Origin of the sequence: Stutzerimonas kunmingensis, from assembly GCF_032106285.1 — a bacterium.
GTDB classification, from domain to species: Bacteria; Pseudomonadota; Gammaproteobacteria; order Pseudomonadales; family Pseudomonadaceae; genus Stutzerimonas; species Stutzerimonas kunmingensis_B.
The window spans coordinates 17,965-33,812 of the sequence record NZ_DAMCPO010000017.1; the positions used below are offsets into that span (position 1 = coordinate 17,965).

Annotated in this window: 16 protein-coding genes; 6 read left to right on the forward strand and 10 right to left on the reverse strand. The window is 61.3% G+C overall.

What is annotated here, in order from left to right:
- Window positions 1-3: 3 nt before the first annotated feature.
- From RT582_RS14355 to RT582_RS14365, 3 genes are all read right to left on the reverse strand, one after another.
- Window positions 4-1,101 (reverse strand): amino acid ABC transporter permease, encoded by a 1,098-nt coding sequence (locus RT582_RS14355; RefSeq protein WP_278412444.1) that lies wholly within the window; start codon window positions 1,099-1,101, stop codon window positions 4-6.
- Window positions 1,102-1,105: 4 nt separating this feature from the next.
- Window positions 1,106-2,290, reverse strand: coding sequence for an amino acid ABC transporter permease (locus RT582_RS14360; protein WP_313478071.1), 1,185 nt, complete (start codon window positions 2,288-2,290; stop codon window positions 1,106-1,108).
- A 93-nt stretch (window positions 2,291-2,383) separates the two neighbouring features.
- Window positions 2,384-3,412: an amino acid ABC transporter substrate-binding protein gene (locus RT582_RS14365; RefSeq protein ID WP_045666765.1), complete on the reverse strand. Its 1,029-nt coding sequence runs from the start codon at window positions 3,410-3,412 to the stop codon at window positions 2,384-2,386.
- A gap of 340 nt (window positions 3,413-3,752) precedes the next feature.
- On the opposite strand from RT582_RS14365, the gene RT582_RS14370 reads away from it, so the two are divergent.
- From RT582_RS14370 to RT582_RS14380, 3 genes are all read left to right on the forward strand, one after another.
- Complete coding sequence (locus tag RT582_RS14370; protein WP_090519177.1) at window positions 3,753-4,424, forward strand: alpha/beta hydrolase; 672 nt, start codon at window positions 3,753-3,755, stop codon at window positions 4,422-4,424.
- 286 nt (window positions 4,425-4,710) lie between these two features.
- Window positions 4,711-6,138 (forward strand): ATP-dependent RNA helicase RhlB, encoded by a 1,428-nt coding sequence (gene rhlB, locus RT582_RS14375; RefSeq protein WP_313478075.1) that lies wholly within the window; start codon window positions 4,711-4,713, stop codon window positions 6,136-6,138.
- A gap of 130 nt (window positions 6,139-6,268) precedes the next feature.
- The gene (locus RT582_RS14380; RefSeq protein WP_162836514.1) at window positions 6,269-6,433 is read left to right on the forward strand and encodes a hypothetical protein; all 165 of its coding nucleotides are present in this window, start codon (window positions 6,269-6,271) and stop codon (window positions 6,431-6,433) included.
- A gap of 4 nt (window positions 6,434-6,437) precedes the next feature.
- On the opposite strand, the gene moaE is transcribed toward RT582_RS14380, so the two are convergent.
- From moaE to dmeF, 5 genes are all read right to left on the reverse strand, one after another.
- Window positions 6,438-6,896, reverse strand: a complete 459-nt coding sequence (moaE, locus tag RT582_RS14385; protein WP_014821258.1) for a molybdopterin synthase catalytic subunit MoaE — start codon at window positions 6,894-6,896, stop codon at window positions 6,438-6,440.
- A gap of 2 nt (window positions 6,897-6,898) precedes the next feature.
- Window positions 6,899-7,147, reverse strand: a complete 249-nt coding sequence (locus RT582_RS14390; RefSeq protein WP_014821259.1) for a MoaD/ThiS family protein — start codon at window positions 7,145-7,147, stop codon at window positions 6,899-6,901.
- Window positions 7,144-7,614 (reverse strand): cyclic pyranopterin monophosphate synthase MoaC, encoded by a 471-nt coding sequence (gene moaC, locus RT582_RS14395; protein WP_014821260.1) that lies wholly within the window; start codon window positions 7,612-7,614, stop codon window positions 7,144-7,146. Before moaC ends, RT582_RS14390 begins: the two co-directional genes overlap by 4 nt.
- 99 nt (window positions 7,615-7,713) lie before the next feature.
- Window positions 7,714-9,102 (reverse strand): PhoH family protein, encoded by a 1,389-nt coding sequence (locus RT582_RS14400; RefSeq protein ID WP_179484669.1) that lies wholly within the window; start codon window positions 9,100-9,102, stop codon window positions 7,714-7,716.
- 259 nt (window positions 9,103-9,361) lie between these two features.
- Window positions 9,362-10,354, reverse strand: coding sequence for a CDF family Co(II)/Ni(II) efflux transporter DmeF (dmeF, locus tag RT582_RS14405; RefSeq protein ID WP_313478078.1), 993 nt, complete (start codon window positions 10,352-10,354; stop codon window positions 9,362-9,364).
- 134 nt (window positions 10,355-10,488) lie between these two features.
- On the opposite strand from dmeF, the gene yaaA reads away from it, so the two are divergent.
- The 3 genes from yaaA (at window position 10,489) to RT582_RS14420 (ending at window position 14,050) form a co-directional block, all read left to right on the forward strand.
- The gene (gene yaaA, locus RT582_RS14410; RefSeq protein WP_179484671.1) at window positions 10,489-11,268 is read left to right on the forward strand and encodes a peroxide stress protein YaaA; all 780 of its coding nucleotides are present in this window, start codon (window positions 10,489-10,491) and stop codon (window positions 11,266-11,268) included.
- A 784-nt stretch (window positions 11,269-12,052) separates the two neighbouring features.
- Complete coding sequence (locus RT582_RS14415; protein WP_042928557.1) at window positions 12,053-13,498, forward strand: mannose-1-phosphate guanylyltransferase/mannose-6-phosphate isomerase; 1,446 nt, start codon at window positions 12,053-12,055, stop codon at window positions 13,496-13,498.
- A gap of 330 nt (window positions 13,499-13,828) precedes the next feature.
- On the forward strand, window positions 13,829-14,050 hold the full coding sequence (locus tag RT582_RS14420; RefSeq protein WP_014821265.1) for a hypothetical protein: 222 nt from the start codon (window positions 13,829-13,831) through the stop codon (window positions 14,048-14,050).
- An 80-nt stretch (window positions 14,051-14,130) separates the two neighbouring features.
- Here the strand turns inward: RT582_RS14420 and RT582_RS14425 are convergent, their stop codons facing one another.
- Together RT582_RS14425 and RT582_RS14430 are read right to left on the reverse strand one after the other, a co-directional pair.
- A complete protein-coding gene (locus RT582_RS14425) occupies window positions 14,131-15,606 on the reverse strand; it encodes a helicase HerA-like domain-containing protein (RefSeq protein WP_313478081.1) in 1,476 nt (491 codons plus the stop codon).
- Window positions 15,606-15,845, reverse strand: coding sequence for a hypothetical protein (locus RT582_RS14430; protein ID WP_278447430.1), 240 nt, complete (start codon window positions 15,843-15,845; stop codon window positions 15,606-15,608). Before RT582_RS14430 ends, RT582_RS14425 begins: the two co-directional genes overlap by 1 nt.
- Between the last annotated feature and the right edge of the window lie 3 nt (window positions 15,846-15,848).

The following is a 15,848-nucleotide window of genomic DNA, read 5'->3' on the forward strand; positions in this document are numbered from 1 at the left end:
CTCCTAATGCTTGTGGCCGGTGTCCAGCTTGCGCTCCAGGCGCATCGAATAGCGGGACATGCCGAAACAGAACATCCAGTACACCAGCGCGGCGAACACGTAGCCCTCGGTGGACATGCCTAGCCAGGCCGGGTCCGCGGTGGCGCGCTTGATGCTGTTGAGGAAGTCGAACAGGCCGATGATGATCACCAGGCTGGTGTCCTTGAACAGGGCAATGAAGGTGTTGACGATGCCTGGGATTACCAGCTTCAGCGCCTGCGGCAGGATCACCAGCAGCGTGCTGCGCCAGTAGCCCAGCCCCATGGCCGCCGCCGCCTCGTACTGCCCCTTCGGGATCGCCTGCAGACCGCCACGTACCACCTCGGCGATGTAGGCGGCCTCGAAGAACACCACCATCAGCATTGCCCGCAGCAGCTTGTCGAGGCTCATGCCTTCGGGCAGGAACAGCGGCAGCATCACCGAGGACATGAACAGCACGGTGATCAACGGCACGCCGCGCCAGAACTCGATGAAGGTCACGCAGAGCACGCGAATAGCCGGCATGTCCGAGCGCCGTCCCAATGCCAGCAGAATGCCCAGCGGCAAAGCACCGGCAATGCCCACGGCAGCGATCACTACGGTCAGCATGAGCCCGCCCCACTGACTGGTAGGCACCGTCTGCAGGCCGAGAAAGCCACCATGCAGCAGCCAGTAGGCTAGCAGCGGGTAAACCAGCAGATAGCCCAGCCCGTAGCGCAACTTGTGTGGCATCTGCCGCAGGAACAGCGGCGCCGCACCGATGATCGCCAGCCAGGCTGCCGCATCGACTCGCCAGCGCAGCTCCGTCGGATAGAAGCCGTACATGAACTGGCCGAACCGGGTCTGAATGAACACCCAGCAGGCGCCTTCGCGGCTGCAGTCGGCGCGGGATTCACCGGTCCAGTCGGCCTTGAAGATGGCCCATTCGAGTACCGGCGGCACAATCAGCCAGAGCAGGTATAGGCCTACCAGCGTCAGCAGGGTATTGATCCAGCTGGAAAACAGATTGGCCCGTAGCCAGCCGAGCGCACCGATGCTGATCGTTGGCGGCGGCAGGTCGGGCTTGAAGGTATGGATAGTCATGCGCTCACCGCTCGATCAGCGCAATGCGCTTGTTGTACCAGTTCATCAGCAGCGAGATGCTGATGCTGATGGCCAGATAGACACTCATGGTGATGGCCATGGTTTCGATGGCCTGCCCGGTCTGATTGAGCACCGTGCCGGCGAACAGCGACACCATGTCCGGATAACCGATAGCAGCAGCGAGCGACGAGTTCTTTGCGAGGTTCAGGTATTGGCTGGTCAGCGGCGGCACGATCACCCGCAACGCTTGCGGCACGATGACCAGCCGCAATACCTGGCCAGGTCGTAACCCAAGCGAAGCGGCGGCTTCGGTCTGGCCATGGCTGACCGACTGAATGCCTGAACGCACGGTTTCGCCGATGAACGCCGCGGTATACACCGACAACGCCACGACGATCGAAACCAGTTCAGGGATCACCACCCAGCCGCCGCGGATATTGAAGCGCTGCAACTCCGGCACTTCCCAGGTGAAAGGTACGCCTGCAATGAAGGTCATCAGCCAGGGGATGGCAAGAAACACCCCAAGGCTGGTCCAGAGCACCGGAAACATCTGCCCGGTGGCATGCCGCCGCGCCCGAGCCCAGCGGTTGAGCAGGACTACCGCGACCAGCGCCACGAGCAACGCCAGCCAGAATGACCAGAAGCCATCGGCGGCGCTGGGTGCCGGCATCTGCACGCCGCGGTTGTTGACGAACACCGCATCCCATAGGCTCAGGCTGTCACGCGGCCCAGGCAACGGGCTGATCACAGCGAAGTAGACGAAGAAGATCAGCAGCAACGGCGGGATATTGCGAAATATCTCGATGTAGAGCGTCGCCAGCTGGCGGATCAGCCAGTTGTTTGAGAGGCGTCCCACGCCGAGGATGAACCCCATCACCGTTGCTAGAAATATCCCGATGACGCTGACCAACAGCGTATTGAGCAGCCCGACCCAGAAGACGCGACCGTAAGTGTCGCTCTCGCTGTAGTCGATCAGGTGCTGGGATATGCCGAAGCCGGCGGCATTCTCGAGGAAGCCGAAGCCGGAGGTAATGCCGCGATGGGCAAGATTGGTCTGAGTATTGTGAAAAAGGTACCAGCCGAATGCTACGACGGTGATTACAGCCAGAATCTGAAACAGCCAGGCGCGTGCCCGAGGGTCGGTCAATAACGACCCGCCAGCCGGCCTAGGATTGTCGATGGTTCGCATCGAATGTCCTCATACCGCATCGCCGGCGCGTTGTGCGCGCCGGCGGCACTTCTCCCTTTGGAAAACGGGGCCGGTGTAGCCGGCCCCGCTTGGTCAACGTACCGGCGGGGCGTACTGCACGCCGCCGTTGTTCCACAGGGCATTGAGGCCACGTTCGATCTTCAGCTCGCTGCCGGCGCCGACGTTTCGATCGAAGATCTCGCCATAGTTACCGACCTGCTTGACGATCTGCACCGCCCAGTCCTTCGGCAGCTTCAGATCCTTGCCATATTCCCCCTCCACACCCAGCAGGCGGGCGACGTCAGGGTTCTTGGTGCTCTTGGCCTTTTCTTCGACGTTTGCCGAAGTGATTCCCAATTCCTCGGCGTTGAGCATGGCGAACAAGGTCCAACGCACGATATCGAACCATTCCTCATCGCCTTGGCGGACCGCCGGGCCGAGGGGCTCCTTGGATATCACTTCGGGTAGCACTACGTAGTCATCAGGCTTTGCCAGCTTGATACGCTGGGCGTAGAGCTGCGACTGGTCGGAAGTGAGCACGTCGCAACGGCCCGACTCCAGTGACTTGGCGCTTTCGTCCGAGGTGTCGTAGGTAATGGGGGTGTACTTCAGGTTGTTGGCGCGGAAATAATCGGAGAGATTGAGTTCGGTAGTCGTGCCTGCCTGAATGCAGACAGTCGCGCCATCCAGCTCCTTGGCACTTTTGACACCCAGCTCCTTGTTCACCAGAAAGCCTTGACCGTCGTAATAGGTCACGCCGGTGAAATTCAGGCCCATCGCCGCATCACGCGAGCTGGTCCAGGTGGTGTTGCGCGACAGCATGTCCACTTCACCGGATTGCAGCGCGGTGAAGCGCTCCTTGGCGGTCAACGGACTGTACTTGACCTTACTGGCGTCACCGAACACGGCCGCGGCCACCGCGCGACAGACATCCACGTCGATCCCCAGGTATTGCCCCTTTGCATCGGCGTAGGAAAAGCCCGGAAGGCCATCACTGATGCCGCACTGCACGAATCCTTTCTTCTGCACTGCATCGAGGGTCGCCCCCGCTTGCGCCAGCCCGCTGATTCCCAGCAGTGACGCTGCACCCAGCGCAGCCAGTGTGGATTTCACCCTAATCATCGAAACCTCCAGTTTGCTTTCTTATTCTCGGGTTCGGGCCTGTTGCCCCTCGATGCGTAACCGGCAGCAGCGAAGCGGCGCAGCCTGACCTGAGTCTAGTCGTCCGTGGATGATCGGCAATGTTCTTTGTGCCATTACCTCGACTCGCTCATGCGAGCCGTTCCCTTCTGAGTCGAACTGAACTTAGCAAGGCGCGTACCAGCTCATCCGGGCAATGAGCTGGATACGCCAGGTTGCGGGTTCTATCGAAGTGCGCGAGCGGGTAACCTCGCGCCACTCCCTCGCTGGTGGCACGTAATGCCCCAAGACGAGGCAACTTGCCCCCAACTGGAGCCGATCTATGAGCGAACCGTTGATCCTCGAACCCAATGGCATTGCCGATGCGTGCATCATCTGGCTGCATGGCCTGGGCGCTGATCGCTATGACTTCCTACCTGTGGCCGAAGCGCTGCAGCAGAAGCTTCATAGCACTCGCTTCGTTCTGCCGCAGGCACCGACGCGTCCGGTAACCATCAACGGTGGCTGGAGCATGCCCAGCTGGTACGACATCCTGGCCATGAGCCCAGCCCGCGCGATCGATCGCGAGCAACTCGAGGCATCAGCGCAACAGGTCATCGGTCTGATCGAAGCACAGCGTGACGCGGGCATCGATCCGGCACGCATCTTTCTCGCCGGCTTCTCCCAAGGCGGCGCGGTGGTGCTGCATACGGCATTTCTGCGCTGGCAGGGCCCGCTGGGCGGCGTCATCGCACTGTCCACCTATGCCCCGACATTTGCCGAGCGCCTCGAGCTTTCCGATGATGTCCGGCGCTATCCGGCGCTATGCCTGCATGGCAGCCGCGATGATGTAGTGCCGCCTGCGATGGGCCGTGCCGCCTATCAGTGCCTGCACGACGCCGGCGTCAATGTCACTTGGCGCGAGTACCCGATGAGCCACGAGGTGCTCCCGGAGGAAATCCGCGACATCGGCAACTGGCTCGCACCTTTGCTTGGCGAAGATGCCGCCTCCTGAGCACCAGCTCCGGTTGCCTGTTCATCAAAGGAAGGATGGGCGGCGCGCTTGACCGTCCGCCACCTGGCAGGCTCAAGCGCGGCCAGCATCCTGCCACGCTTGAACCTGGCATCAGGCACGGCCATGCCCCAAGGCCCTGACCGGGCCCGCGCGGTATCGCACAACAATACTCCAGGCGCGAGTGCGCCCGCTGGAAGTCAAGCCTTCCCGTGCGCGAGGCTTCGCCATGCATGCGTCTTGCATTACACTGGCGCGCGACACTTTCCTAATAAATGACGAGAAGACCGTGCTCAAAGCACTCAAGAAAATCTTTGGCAAGGCCCCGGATGTACGAGCCAGCGCAGCCGATGACGTGCGCGCCGCCGACCACGAGGGCCAATACAGCGCCCCGCAGCAAGCAACGACGCCTGAGACTCAACCCAAGCCGCAGCCCGCTGAGCGCGCCGCCGAAAAGCCGCGCCGTCAACGCAGCAGCAAGCCGCCAAAACCCGCCGCTCCGGCGTGGAAGCTGGAGGACTTCGAGGTCGAAGCGGCCGAAGGCAAGACCCGCTTCCACGACTTCAAGCTCGCACCCGAGCTGATGCACGCAATTCATGACCTGGGTTTTCCCTACTGCACGCCGATCCAGGCCCAGGTACTCGGCTATACCCTCGCCGGCAGAGACGCCATTGGCCGCGCCCAGACCGGCACCGGCAAGACGGCTGCGTTTCTCATCTCCACCATCACACAGCTGCTCGACACTCCACCGCCGCGGGACCGCTATATGGGCGAACCGCGCGCACTGATCATCGCACCGACCCGTGAACTCGTGGTGCAGATCGCCAATGACGCGCTGGACCTGACCAAGTACACCAACCTGAACGTGATGAGCTTCGTCGGCGGCATGGACTTCGACAAGCAGCTCAAGCTGCTGGAATCGAAATTCTGCGACATCCTGGTTGCCACGCCCGGGCGCTTGCTGGATTTCAACCAGCGCGGCGAGGTGCATCTGGACATGGTCGAGGTGATGGTGCTGGATGAAGCCGATCGCATGCTCGACATGGGCTTCATTCCGCAGGTCCGCCAGATCATCCGGCAGACGCCGCCCAAGAGCGAGCGCCAGACCCTGCTGTTCTCAGCCACGTTCACCGATGACGTGATGAACCTGGCGCAGCAGTGGACGACCAACCCCGCCGTGGTCGAGATCGAACCGGAAAACGTCGCCAGCGACACCGTCGAGCAACACGTATTCGCCGTGGCTGGCAGCGACAAGTACAAGCTGCTGTACAACCTGATCACCCAGAATGACTGGACGCGGGTGATGGTCTTCGCCAACCGCAAGGATGAAGTGCGGCGCATCGAGGAACGCCTGACCCGGGACGGCATCAGCGCCGCGCAGATGTCCGGCGACGTGCCGCAGCACAAGCGCATCCGCACGCTGGAAGGTTTCCGCGAGGGCAAGATTCGGGTACTGGTGGCGACCGATGTCGCCGGTCGAGGCATCCATGTCGACGGCATCAGCCACGTGATCAACTTTACGCTGCCGGAAGATCCGGATGACTACGTGCACCGCATCGGCCGCACCGGCCGTGCCGGCACCAGCGGCACGTCGATCAGCTTCGCCGGCGAGGACGACTCCTTCGCCTTGCCGCCGATCGAAGCGCTGATTGGCCGCAAGATTCAGTGCGAAATGCCGCCGGCGGAACTGCTCGCCCCGGTCCCTCACTCGCGCTGAGCCTATTGGGCGCGGCACTCGCCGCGCCCCTGCGACCGTCAATCACCTCCTCCATCAATGACCTGAATCAGGCCTCAACAGAGGTCAAGCGGCTAGAGTGGTAGCTAGATCGGAAATCGAGGAGACATTGATGGACAGCATGCACTGGCTACTGTCGCTAATCGTCACCGGCTTCATCCTGCTCTGCGTAGGTTTCAACTACCGGGACCGGGACTGGGGCGTGGGCCTTCTTGGCCTGGGCGTGCTCACCATGTTCTCGACGCTGGCCTTCAAGATGTACATCACCTTCTACTGACGGCTCAGCCGTTCTCGCTCCAACGCCCAGCCGCGACCTGATCACTCGCGCGGCCCTCCACCCAGCGTGGCCCGGACGGCGTGGTTTCCTTCTTCCAGAACGGCGCCCGCGTCTTCAGGTAATCCATCACGAAGCGACAGGCATCGAAGGCAGCGTCGCGATGGGCGCTCGCCGCGCCGACGAAGACGATCGGCTCACCTGGCTCTAGGGGCCCGACGCGATGCAGCACGTCGAGCCGCAATAATGGCCAGCGCTGCTCCGCCTCGATAATGATTTTCTCCAGTGCCTTTTCGGTCATCCCCGGCGCATGTTCGAGGAACATTCCGGCGACATCCTGCCCATCATTGAAATCCCTTACGTAACCGACGAACCCGGCGACCGCGCCAATCCCCAGGTTGGCCGCATGCAGCGCATTGAGTTCGGCCCCCGGATCGAACGCTGCCGTCTGTACACGAACCGCCATGCTCAGCCTCCGGTCACGGTGGGAAAGAAAGCGACTTCATCGTCATCGGTGATCGGCTCATCGAGACCACAGAGTTCCTGATTACGGGCACACATCAGGTTCTGCTCGGCAAGCACCTCCCAGACACCGCCCCGCGCAAGCAGCTGCTGGCGCACGTCATCCACGTTGGCGAGCGAAGCATCCCACTGCAGGCGCTCGCCATCAGTGCCGAGGGTTTCGCGATAACGGGCAAAGAACTGGACGGTAATCATGCCGGCACCTGCCAGTGACCGCTCTTGCCGCCGAGTTTTTCCAGCAGGCGCACGCCTTCGATGACCATGCCGCGATCCACGGCCTTGCACATGTCGTAGATGGTCAGCGCAGCGACACTGGCAGCGGTCAACGCTTCCATCTCGACACCTGTCTGCCCGGCCAGCTTGCAGGCAGCGCGAATCAGTACGCAGTCTTCACCATCCGCCTGCAGCTCGACCTTGATGCTGGTGAGCAGCAGCGGATGACACAGCGGAATCAGTTCGTAGGTCTTCTTTGCCGCCTGGATGCCGGCGATGCGCGCCACGGCGAAGACATCGCCCTTGGGATGACCACCCTGCTGGATCATTTGCAGGGTCTGCGGGAGCATGCGCACGCGGGCCTCGGCCACCGCTTCACGCGCGGTCACGGCCTTGTCGGTGACGTCGACCATGCTGGCCCGGCCTTGGGAATCGAGATGGGTGAGCATTCGGCGCTCCTGATCGGAAAATCACGAGTCTACCGCAGCCGCCGGCGATGAACCCGCCCCCGTAAGAGGTACTACCGGGCATCGCCGCACGCGCCTCCGCTACATGTGCGCTTCGGCGTATTCGGCCAGCACCGAACGCGGTACACCCTGCAAGGTGATGTGCACGCCGTGGGAGAAATCCTTGAAGCGCTCGGTCAGGTAGGTAAGCCCCGAACTGGTCGCCGACAGATACGGCGTGTCGATCTGCGCCAGATTGCCCAGACAGACCACCTTCGAACCGTTGCCCGCACGGGTGATGATGGTCTTCATCTGGTGCGGCGTGAGGTTCTGGCATTCGTCGATCAGGATCAGGCTCTGCTGGAAGCTGCGACCGCGGATGTAGTTAAGCGATTTAAACTGCAGCGGCACCTTTTGCAGGATGTAGTCGATGCTGCCGTGGGTGTTCTCGTCCTCCATGTGCAGCGCTTCGAGGTTATCGGTGATTGCACCCAGCCACGGCTCCATCTTCTCGGCCTCGGTGCCGGGCAGAAAGCCGATGTCCTCGTCCAGCCCCTGTACGCTGCGGGTGGCGATGATGCGCCGGTAGCGCTTGCTGACCACGGTCTGCTCGATGGCCGCAGCTAGCGCGAGAATGGTCTTGCCCGAACCTGCGGCGCCGGACAGGTTGACCAGATGGATATCCGGGTCGAGCAAGGCGAACAGCGCCAATGCCTGATGGATGTCCCGCGGGCGCAGGCCCCAGGCCTCCTGATGCAGCAGCGGCTCCTGATGCAGGTCGAGGAGCAGCAGCTCATCGGCCTTGATGCCCTTGATCCAGCCGACAAAGCCCTGTTCGTCGATGATGAACTCGTTGATGTGTACCGCGGGAAGGTTGTCGGTCAGCTGCACGCGGTGCCAGGTGCGCCCATGCCCCTGATGGGTCTCGACCTTGCTCACGCGATCCCAGAACGAGCCGCTGACGCTGTGATAGCCGGGGGAAAGCTGGCCGACGTCATCGACCAGCTGATCGGTATGGTAATCCTCCGCCGCTACGCCACAGGCACGCGCCTTCAGGCGCATGTTGATGTCCTTGGTCACCAGCACCACAGGCAAGCCAGGACGATGCCGGCTCAGCTCGACCACCTGATTGATGATCTTGTTGTCGTTCAGATCCTCCGGCAACGCGTTGGACTCGCCACGCTTGCTCATGAGGATCGAAAGACTGCCGGAAGGCCCGCTCTTGCCGCGCTGGATCGGCACGCCGAGTTCGACCTCTTCCGGCGTGGCGTCACCGAGCAGCTTGTCGATCAAGCGGATTGCCTGACGACACTCGGCTGCGACGCTGTGCTTGCCAGCCTTGAGTTGGTCGAGTTCCTCCAGCACGGTCATCGGGATGGCGACCTGATGTTCCTGGAAGTTCAGCAAAGCGTTGGGATCGTGGATCAGTACATTCGTGTCGAGGACGTAGAGCGTGGGCTGGGTCGCGCGAGGTCTGCCGTAGTCATCCATACCGATCACCTTCTTCTGGGGCCAGAAACGAAGAGCCAAAAGCGCTTCGCTGCACAGTAACCGCCATGCGATTCAGGTGAGCGGACGAGGGTAGCCGGTGGATTCGGGGCTGCCCAGGAGCCGCCACCTGTGTCGCAGGGTTCGGCGGTCTGAATTCGGTAATACCGTAAAAGTTATGACAGACAAAAGACTTTTCCGTTGAACTCGGCTTTTTTTCACGAATCGACCAAACGGCCTTGGCGCGCGTATTTCAGGCGCGCTATTGTCGATGATCAAGGTGCGCGCTTTCGTCGCAGCGATTCACTTCCACGGTGATGTGTACCAGCTGTGGGAAGCCCTGCAACGCAGCCTTGTAGTGGTCGGCGGTGTGCGCCTGATGCGTCACCAGGCTCAGGATACAGCTGTATTGCGACCGCCCTACCCGCCACAGATGCAGATCGGCGACCTCGGTATCCGGCACCTCCTGCAGCGCTTCCCGAACCCTGTGCACCAGCGGATCGTCCATCTCCCGATCTAGCAGCGCCTTGGCGGTATCGCGCAACAGGCCGCGCGCCCATACAAGGATCACCAGCGCGCCGACGATACCCATCACCGGGTCCAGCCAGCTCCAGCCGAAGAACTTGCCGCCCAGCAGCGCGATGATCGCAGCCACCGACGTCAGCGCATCGGTCAGCACATGGATGAAGGCGGCGTGCCGATTCAGGTCCTTGCCACCCGAAGCGTGTTCATGCTCACGCGAATGGTCATGCGCATGCTCGTCGTGACCGTGACCGTGACCGTGACCGTGACCGTGGTCATGCTGATCCCGCAGCAACCAGGCGGACAGCAGATTCACCAGCAAGCCGATCACGGCGACCATCAACGCTGCATCGAAACCGATCGCGACCGGCGACCAGAGCCGCGACAGCGATTCGCCGATCATGAACAGCGCCACTACGACCAGCAGCAAGGCGCTGGTGAAACCGGCCAGCACCTCGATCTTCCAAGTTCCGAACGCGAAACGCTGGTCCGCCGCGTAGCGCCGAGCCAGCAGATACGCCAACGCCGCCAGGCCGATGGCTACCATGTGCGAGGCCATATGCCAGCCGTCCGCCAGCAACGCCATGGAGTTGAACCAGTAACCGGCGATGATCTCCACCAACATGGTCAAGCCGGTCAGAATGACCACCGCCCAGGTCTGACGCTCGGAGCTGCGCTCCAGCGGACGGTAGTCGTGAGGTGGTTGCCATTGCGCATGATTGCAGCCAGACATACGAACTCCTTGATTGACGCCTTCCAGCTTGTGCCTTGCCACGCGGGGAAGGTCAACCGTTGCCTATGGCCGCCATAGCTGGAGCCGCTCCGCTCGTACCCCTACAATCGCGCCATCAGACAGGAGACCCGTACATGCTGATGGTGATTTCCCCCGCCAAGACGCTCGACTATGAAACACCCCCGATAACCGAACGCTTCACTCAGCCTCAGTACCTGGAGCACTCGCAACTGCTGATCGACCTGTTGCGCGATTACTCCCCAGCGCAGATCAGCGAACTCATGCACCTTTCCGACAAGCTGGCCGCCCTGAACGTCGCGCGCTACGGGAGTTGGTCGGCTGAATTCACGCCGGAGAATGCCAAACAGGCACTGCTCGCCTTCAAGGGCGATGTCTACACCGGCCTGAGCGTCGAAGATTTCACCGAGAGCGACCTGCTGTTCGCACAGGAGCATCTGCGCATGCTGTCGGGGCTCTACGGCCTGTTACGGCCGCTGGACCTGATGCAGCCGTATCGGCTGGAAATGGGCACCAAACTGGCCAATCCGCGCGGCAAGGATCTGTACGCATTCTGGGGCGAGCGCATCACTGGCTGGCTGAACGAGGCACTTGTCGAGCAGGGTGACGATGTCCTGCTGAATCTGGCCTCCAACGAGTACTTCGGCGCGGTCAAACCCAAGGCGTTGAACGCACGGGTCATCAACGTCGACTTCAAGGACATGAAGAGCGGCCAGTACAAGATCATCTCGTTCTACGCCAAGAAGGCTCGGGGCCTCATGGCACGCTGGGTGATCAAGGAGCGTATCGGCAACCCCGATCAGCTGCCAGAGTTCGACTACCAGGGCTACCGCTACAGCCGGGATGACTCGACCCGCGACCGCTTGGTATTCCTGCGCGACGCCGCCGACCAGTAAAACGCAATGCCGGCGGCAGAGCCCGTACGGGCTCTACCGCTGCCCTCAGCGACTCCATTAGCGGGTCCGCCCAGCACGTCCCACTGCCTCTACCAAGACCTCCCGATCAACCGTCCGCATTGCCCTGCGCAGATGAGCGCACCTTGAATCTGTTCGCAAAAACTGGCCGATCAACGGTTGCTGAGGCGGGAACTATCCAGCGTGGCTCGCAATCATAAGCGCGTACCGACAATTCCAGGTGGAAAGGGAAGTCGCACATGAACGTGCATTGGGTCATCAATTTCGCAGATCGCTCCGTTCGAGATCGTCAGTCGATCTTGGCGGTAGCGCAACTTCAGACGGCGATACGGCTGATTATCCAGCCCACAGCCGCGGCGTCGAGCAGAGCCTACGCGGCATCTGACACGGCAAACGCCGAGCAAGGCACGAACAGAGGGTTACGGCCATGCAAGCGCATCACTCCCGTTCGACCGACAGGTGCCACACACCGCGCGCGACGATGGCGCTCCTCAGTAGCGCGCCAAACGCCGACCACGAGTGCCCGGTGCAGATGACCATGATCGACATCTCGCCCGAGACACATGCGGCCTAACGGCCATGGTGCGACATACAGGCGATTAACCAGACAGCAGATTTCAATCTCGAGGCATGCCTCGGGACAGCGGATTTCGTCTAGCCAACTGGCGATTCCCCCGACAAAGAACAGCAACAACCCAGGCGCGGCCAAGAGGCCGGCGTCACCGGACAAGTAGAACGACCTTCGAAACGATTCAGGAGAAGCAATATGATCCCGGTTATTCTTTCAGGCGGTAGCGGCTCCCGACTGTGGCCCCTTTCCCGCAAGTCGTTCCCCAAGCAGTTTCTTGCCCTGACCGGCGAGCAGACGTTGTTCCAGCAAACCGTCGAACGCCTGGCGTTCGATGGCATGCAGCAACCGCTGCTGGTCTGCAACAAGGACCACCGTTTCATCGTCAAGGAGCAGCTGGCCGCGCGCAAACTCGGCGTTCAAGGCCTTCTGCTCGAGCCTTTCGGTCGTAACACCGCACCGGCCATTGGGATCGCGGCGATGAAGCTGGTTGAAGAGGGACGCGACGAGCTGCTGCTGGTCCTGCCGGCCGACCACGTCATCGAAGACCAGAAGGCCTTCCAGCGCTCCCTGGCACTGGCGACCAATGCCGCGGAAAACGGCGAGATGGTCCTTTTCGGTGTTCCGCCGACCCGTCCTGAAACCGGTTTCGGTTATATCAAGGCCAGCCAGGACGCCAATCATGGTCTGCCCGATGGCATCAAGCGCGTGGCGCAGTTCGTCGAGAAGCCGGATGAGGCTCGCGCCCAGAGCTATCTGGAGTCAGGTGACTATTTCTGGAACAGCGGCATGTTCCTGTTCCGCGCCAGCGTGTTCTTGGAAGAACTGAAGAAGCACGATCCGGACATCTACGATACCTGCTCGCTCGCTCTGGAGCGCAGCGTGAAGAACGGCGAAGAAGTGCTGATCGACCCCGCCACCTTCGCCTGCTGCCCGGACAATTCCATCGACTATGCAGTGATGGAAAAGACTCAACTGGCTTGCGTAGTGCCCATGTCGGCTGGCTGGAGCGATGTCGGCTCCTGGTCTTCGATCTGGGATGTGCACGAGAAGGACGAGAACGGCAACGTCCTCAAGGGCGACGTGATCGCCGAAGACTCTCGCAACTGCCTGGTACACGGCAACGGCAAACTGGTCACCGTGCTCGGCCTGGAAAACATCGTGGTGGTGGAGACCAAGGACGCCATGATGGTTGCCCACAAGGACAAGGTGCAGGACGTCAAGAAGCTGGTCAGCAAGCTCGACGCTCAGGACCGCAGCGAAACCAAGAACCACTGCGCCGTGTACCGCCCTTGGGGCTGGTATGACTCGGTGGACATGGGTGGCCGCTTCCAGGTCAAGCGTATCTGCGTGAACCCAGGGGCCAGCCTCTCCCTGCAGATGCACCACCATCGCGCCGAGCATTGGATCGTTGTTTCCGGTACCGCTCAGGTCACCTGCAACGACAAGACTTTCCTGCTCACCGAAAATCAGTCGACTTATATCCCGATCACGTCAGTGCATCGCCTGGCCAACCCCGGGAAAATTCCGCTGGAGATCATCGAAGTCCAGTCCGGCAGCTATCTGGGTGAAGACGACATCGAGCGCTTTGATGACGTTTACGGCCGCGCCGAACAGAGCAACGAAGCCAAAGTTGCCCGTTAATGTTCGCCAAGTAACGAGAGGAAAGCCCGCTTCGGCGGGTTTTTCTTTGCTCGATTTCTGGCTCTGTGCGTACCTGAAAGCGCATACTTGCGGAAATCCGTGTAGCGCCTTGCCGCAAACGTAGTGTCAATGCCGCAGATAACCTGGTTTTTTTGAACTACTGCTCGAATCTGCCGCCTGCCACGTAATTGCTTAAACCTTTTCAGTTGACCTCCAGTCTCACGCACATAAGCTCGACTCTGTTGCAACTGAAAACTTCGGTTACAACCAAAGACGCGTCATTCATTTTCAGAGGCGTCTTAATTCAAACTAGAAAAACAGGATCCTTACGTGACGAAAGACGAACTGCGCGCCGAACTTGAGCGCCAGGCGCAGCGCTTTACCAATGTCTATGGTGGTGAAATTACGACTTACGCGGCTGAACGCGAACCCGAGCGCAAGCCGTGGCGCAAGAAACCCACTGTGCTTGATCAAGTGTTTCAGCGGGAACTGCAGAAGCTCGAACAGGAAAAACATGCCGATTGTGAAAGCGCGGCAACTGGGCAAGCCTGATCCTGACCTCCGTGCAGGTCAGGAAGTCAACTAGCGCAGCCAATACAAACAGCAGTAGTGAACTGAAGAGCGCCGATAAGTCAGCGCTTACCGCCGAGTAACGAGCCGAGCAACCCTCTGGCCAACTGACGCCCCAACTGACTGGCAGCCTGGCTCAACGCACTTTTGACGACTCGTCCGGCCAGATCCCCCAGATCGCTGCCTGCACTGCTCTTGCCTCGCGCAGGCTTCTCGACCGGACGCTCAGCCTCCTCGACTGCCTGCATGGCCCGAGCACTCAGTATTTCGTAGGCCGACTCACGGTCGACGGGCTTGTCATAACGGCCACGCAAGCTGGACCTCGCGATAAGCTGCATGCGCTCAGCTTCACTCAGCGGCCCCACTCGCGACTGTGGCGGCGCGATCGAGACTCGCTGCACCATCGCCGGCGTGCCTTTCGCCTCGAGCCCACCGACCAGGGCCTCGCCGATGCCCAACTGGGTCAGCACATCCAGCGTCGCAAAGTTCGGGTTCGCACGAAATCCGTCAGCCACCGAGCGCAGTGCTTTCTGCTCCTTGACGGTGTATGCCCGCAAACCATGCTGGATTCGCAGCCCCAGCTGCGCCAGTACCTGGTCAGGCAGATCGGCTGGGGACTGAGTGACGAAATAGACGCCAACACCTTTCGAACGAATCAGCCGCACCACCTGCACCAGCCGCTCCTGCAACGCCTTGGGCGTATCGCCAAACAGAAGGTGCGCCTCATCGAAGAACAGGACCAGCAAAGGCCTGTCGGCATCGCCCCGCTCCGGAAGCTGCTCGAAGAGTTCGGCAAGCAGCCATAGCAGGAAGGTCGCATAAACCTTGGGCGCCTCATGCACCAGTACGCTGGCATCGAGCAGATGGATGGGACCTCGGCCGTCCGCCGCGGGGTGCAACAGATCCTCGAGTTGCAGGGCTGGCTCACCGAACAGCGCCTCGGCGCCCTGCTGTTCGAGCGTTGCCAGGCGTCGCAGCAGGGCCTGTGACGATGCACCGGTAAACAATGCACCGTCCTCGCCGAGCAACTGCGGCTCAGCCTTGAGGTGAGCCAACAGCGCCTTGAGGTCCTTCAGATCGAGTAACAGCAGGCCTTCGCGGTCTGCCACCTTGAACGCCGCGTACAAAGCGGCCTGCTGGCTGTCGGTGAGCTGCAGCAGGCTTCCCAGCAGCAGCGGCCCCATCTCGCTCAACGTAGTACGCAGCGGATGGCCGCTACGACCATGCACGTCCCACAGGGTTACCGGGTACGCCTGCGGCTGATGGTTCAGCCAGGGCATGCTGGCGATCCGCTCGGCGATCTTGCCTTGCGGTGCACCGGCAGCACCCAGGCCACAGAGATCGCCCTTGATGTCGGCAGCGAACACGGCAACTCCGGCATCGCTGAACTGCTCGGCCAGACGTTGCAAGGTCACTGTCTTGCCGGTGCCGGTGGCTCCGGCAATCAACCCGTGCCGATTGGCCAAGCGCAGGGACTGGCTGTTCGGTTCACCCGTCGCATCAGCGCCGAGTACCAGACGATCAATTGCAGCCTTCATCAACCCGCCTCCTTGTCGTGCTCGCGCGCCCCGGATGGGGCGCTCTCGTCGGCCGTCGATGCCCTCGATTGCCGACCTGCATTGCCCTGCTCAGCCTGAAGCTCGGCCCATAGCGCTGCGGCATCGGCGAACTCGGCGCCCTGCTCGGGCGACAGCGCCTCAGGATCGTATCGCTGTGTACAACCACTGCCGATGATGGGCGGCGCCTTGGCTGCGGCACGCTCGAGGGGATCGGTCACAGA

Bases quoted from the DNA above. Each gene is read 5' to 3' on its own strand.
- RT582_RS14355 (WP_278412444.1), bottom strand. From the start codon at position 1,101: ATGACTATCCATACCTTCAAGCCCGACCTGCCGCCGCCAACGATCAGC.
- RT582_RS14360 (WP_313478071.1), bottom strand. From the start codon at position 2,290: ATGCGAACCATCGACAATCCTAGGCCGGCTGGCGGGTCGTTATTGACC.
- RT582_RS14365 (WP_045666765.1), bottom strand. From the start codon at position 3,412: ATGATTAGGGTGAAATCCACACTGGCTGCGCTGGGTGCAGCGTCACTG.
- RT582_RS14370 (WP_090519177.1), top strand. From the start codon at position 3,753: ATGAGCGAACCGTTGATCCTCGAACCCAATGGCATTGCCGATGCGTGC.
- RT582_RS14380 (WP_162836514.1), top strand. From the start codon at position 6,269: ATGGACAGCATGCACTGGCTACTGTCGCTAATCGTCACCGGCTTCATC.
- moaE (WP_014821258.1), bottom strand. From the start codon at position 6,896: ATGGCGGTTCGTGTACAGACGGCAGCGTTCGATCCGGGGGCCGAACTC.
- RT582_RS14390 (WP_014821259.1), bottom strand. From the start codon at position 7,147: ATGATTACCGTCCAGTTCTTTGCCCGTTATCGCGAAACCCTCGGCACT.
- moaC (WP_014821260.1), bottom strand. From the start codon at position 7,614: ATGCTCACCCATCTCGATTCCCAAGGCCGGGCCAGCATGGTCGACGTC.
- RT582_RS14400 (WP_179484669.1), bottom strand. From the start codon at position 9,102: ATGGATGACTACGGCAGACCTCGCGCGACCCAGCCCACGCTCTACGTC.
- dmeF (WP_313478078.1), bottom strand. From the start codon at position 10,354: ATGTCTGGCTGCAATCATGCGCAATGGCAACCACCTCACGACTACCGT.
- yaaA (WP_179484671.1), top strand. From the start codon at position 10,489: ATGCTGATGGTGATTTCCCCCGCCAAGACGCTCGACTATGAAACACCC.
- RT582_RS14415 (WP_042928557.1), top strand. From the start codon at position 12,053: ATGATCCCGGTTATTCTTTCAGGCGGTAGCGGCTCCCGACTGTGGCCC.
- RT582_RS14425 (WP_313478081.1), bottom strand. From the start codon at position 15,606: ATGAAGGCTGCAATTGATCGTCTGGTACTCGGCGCTGATGCGACGGGT.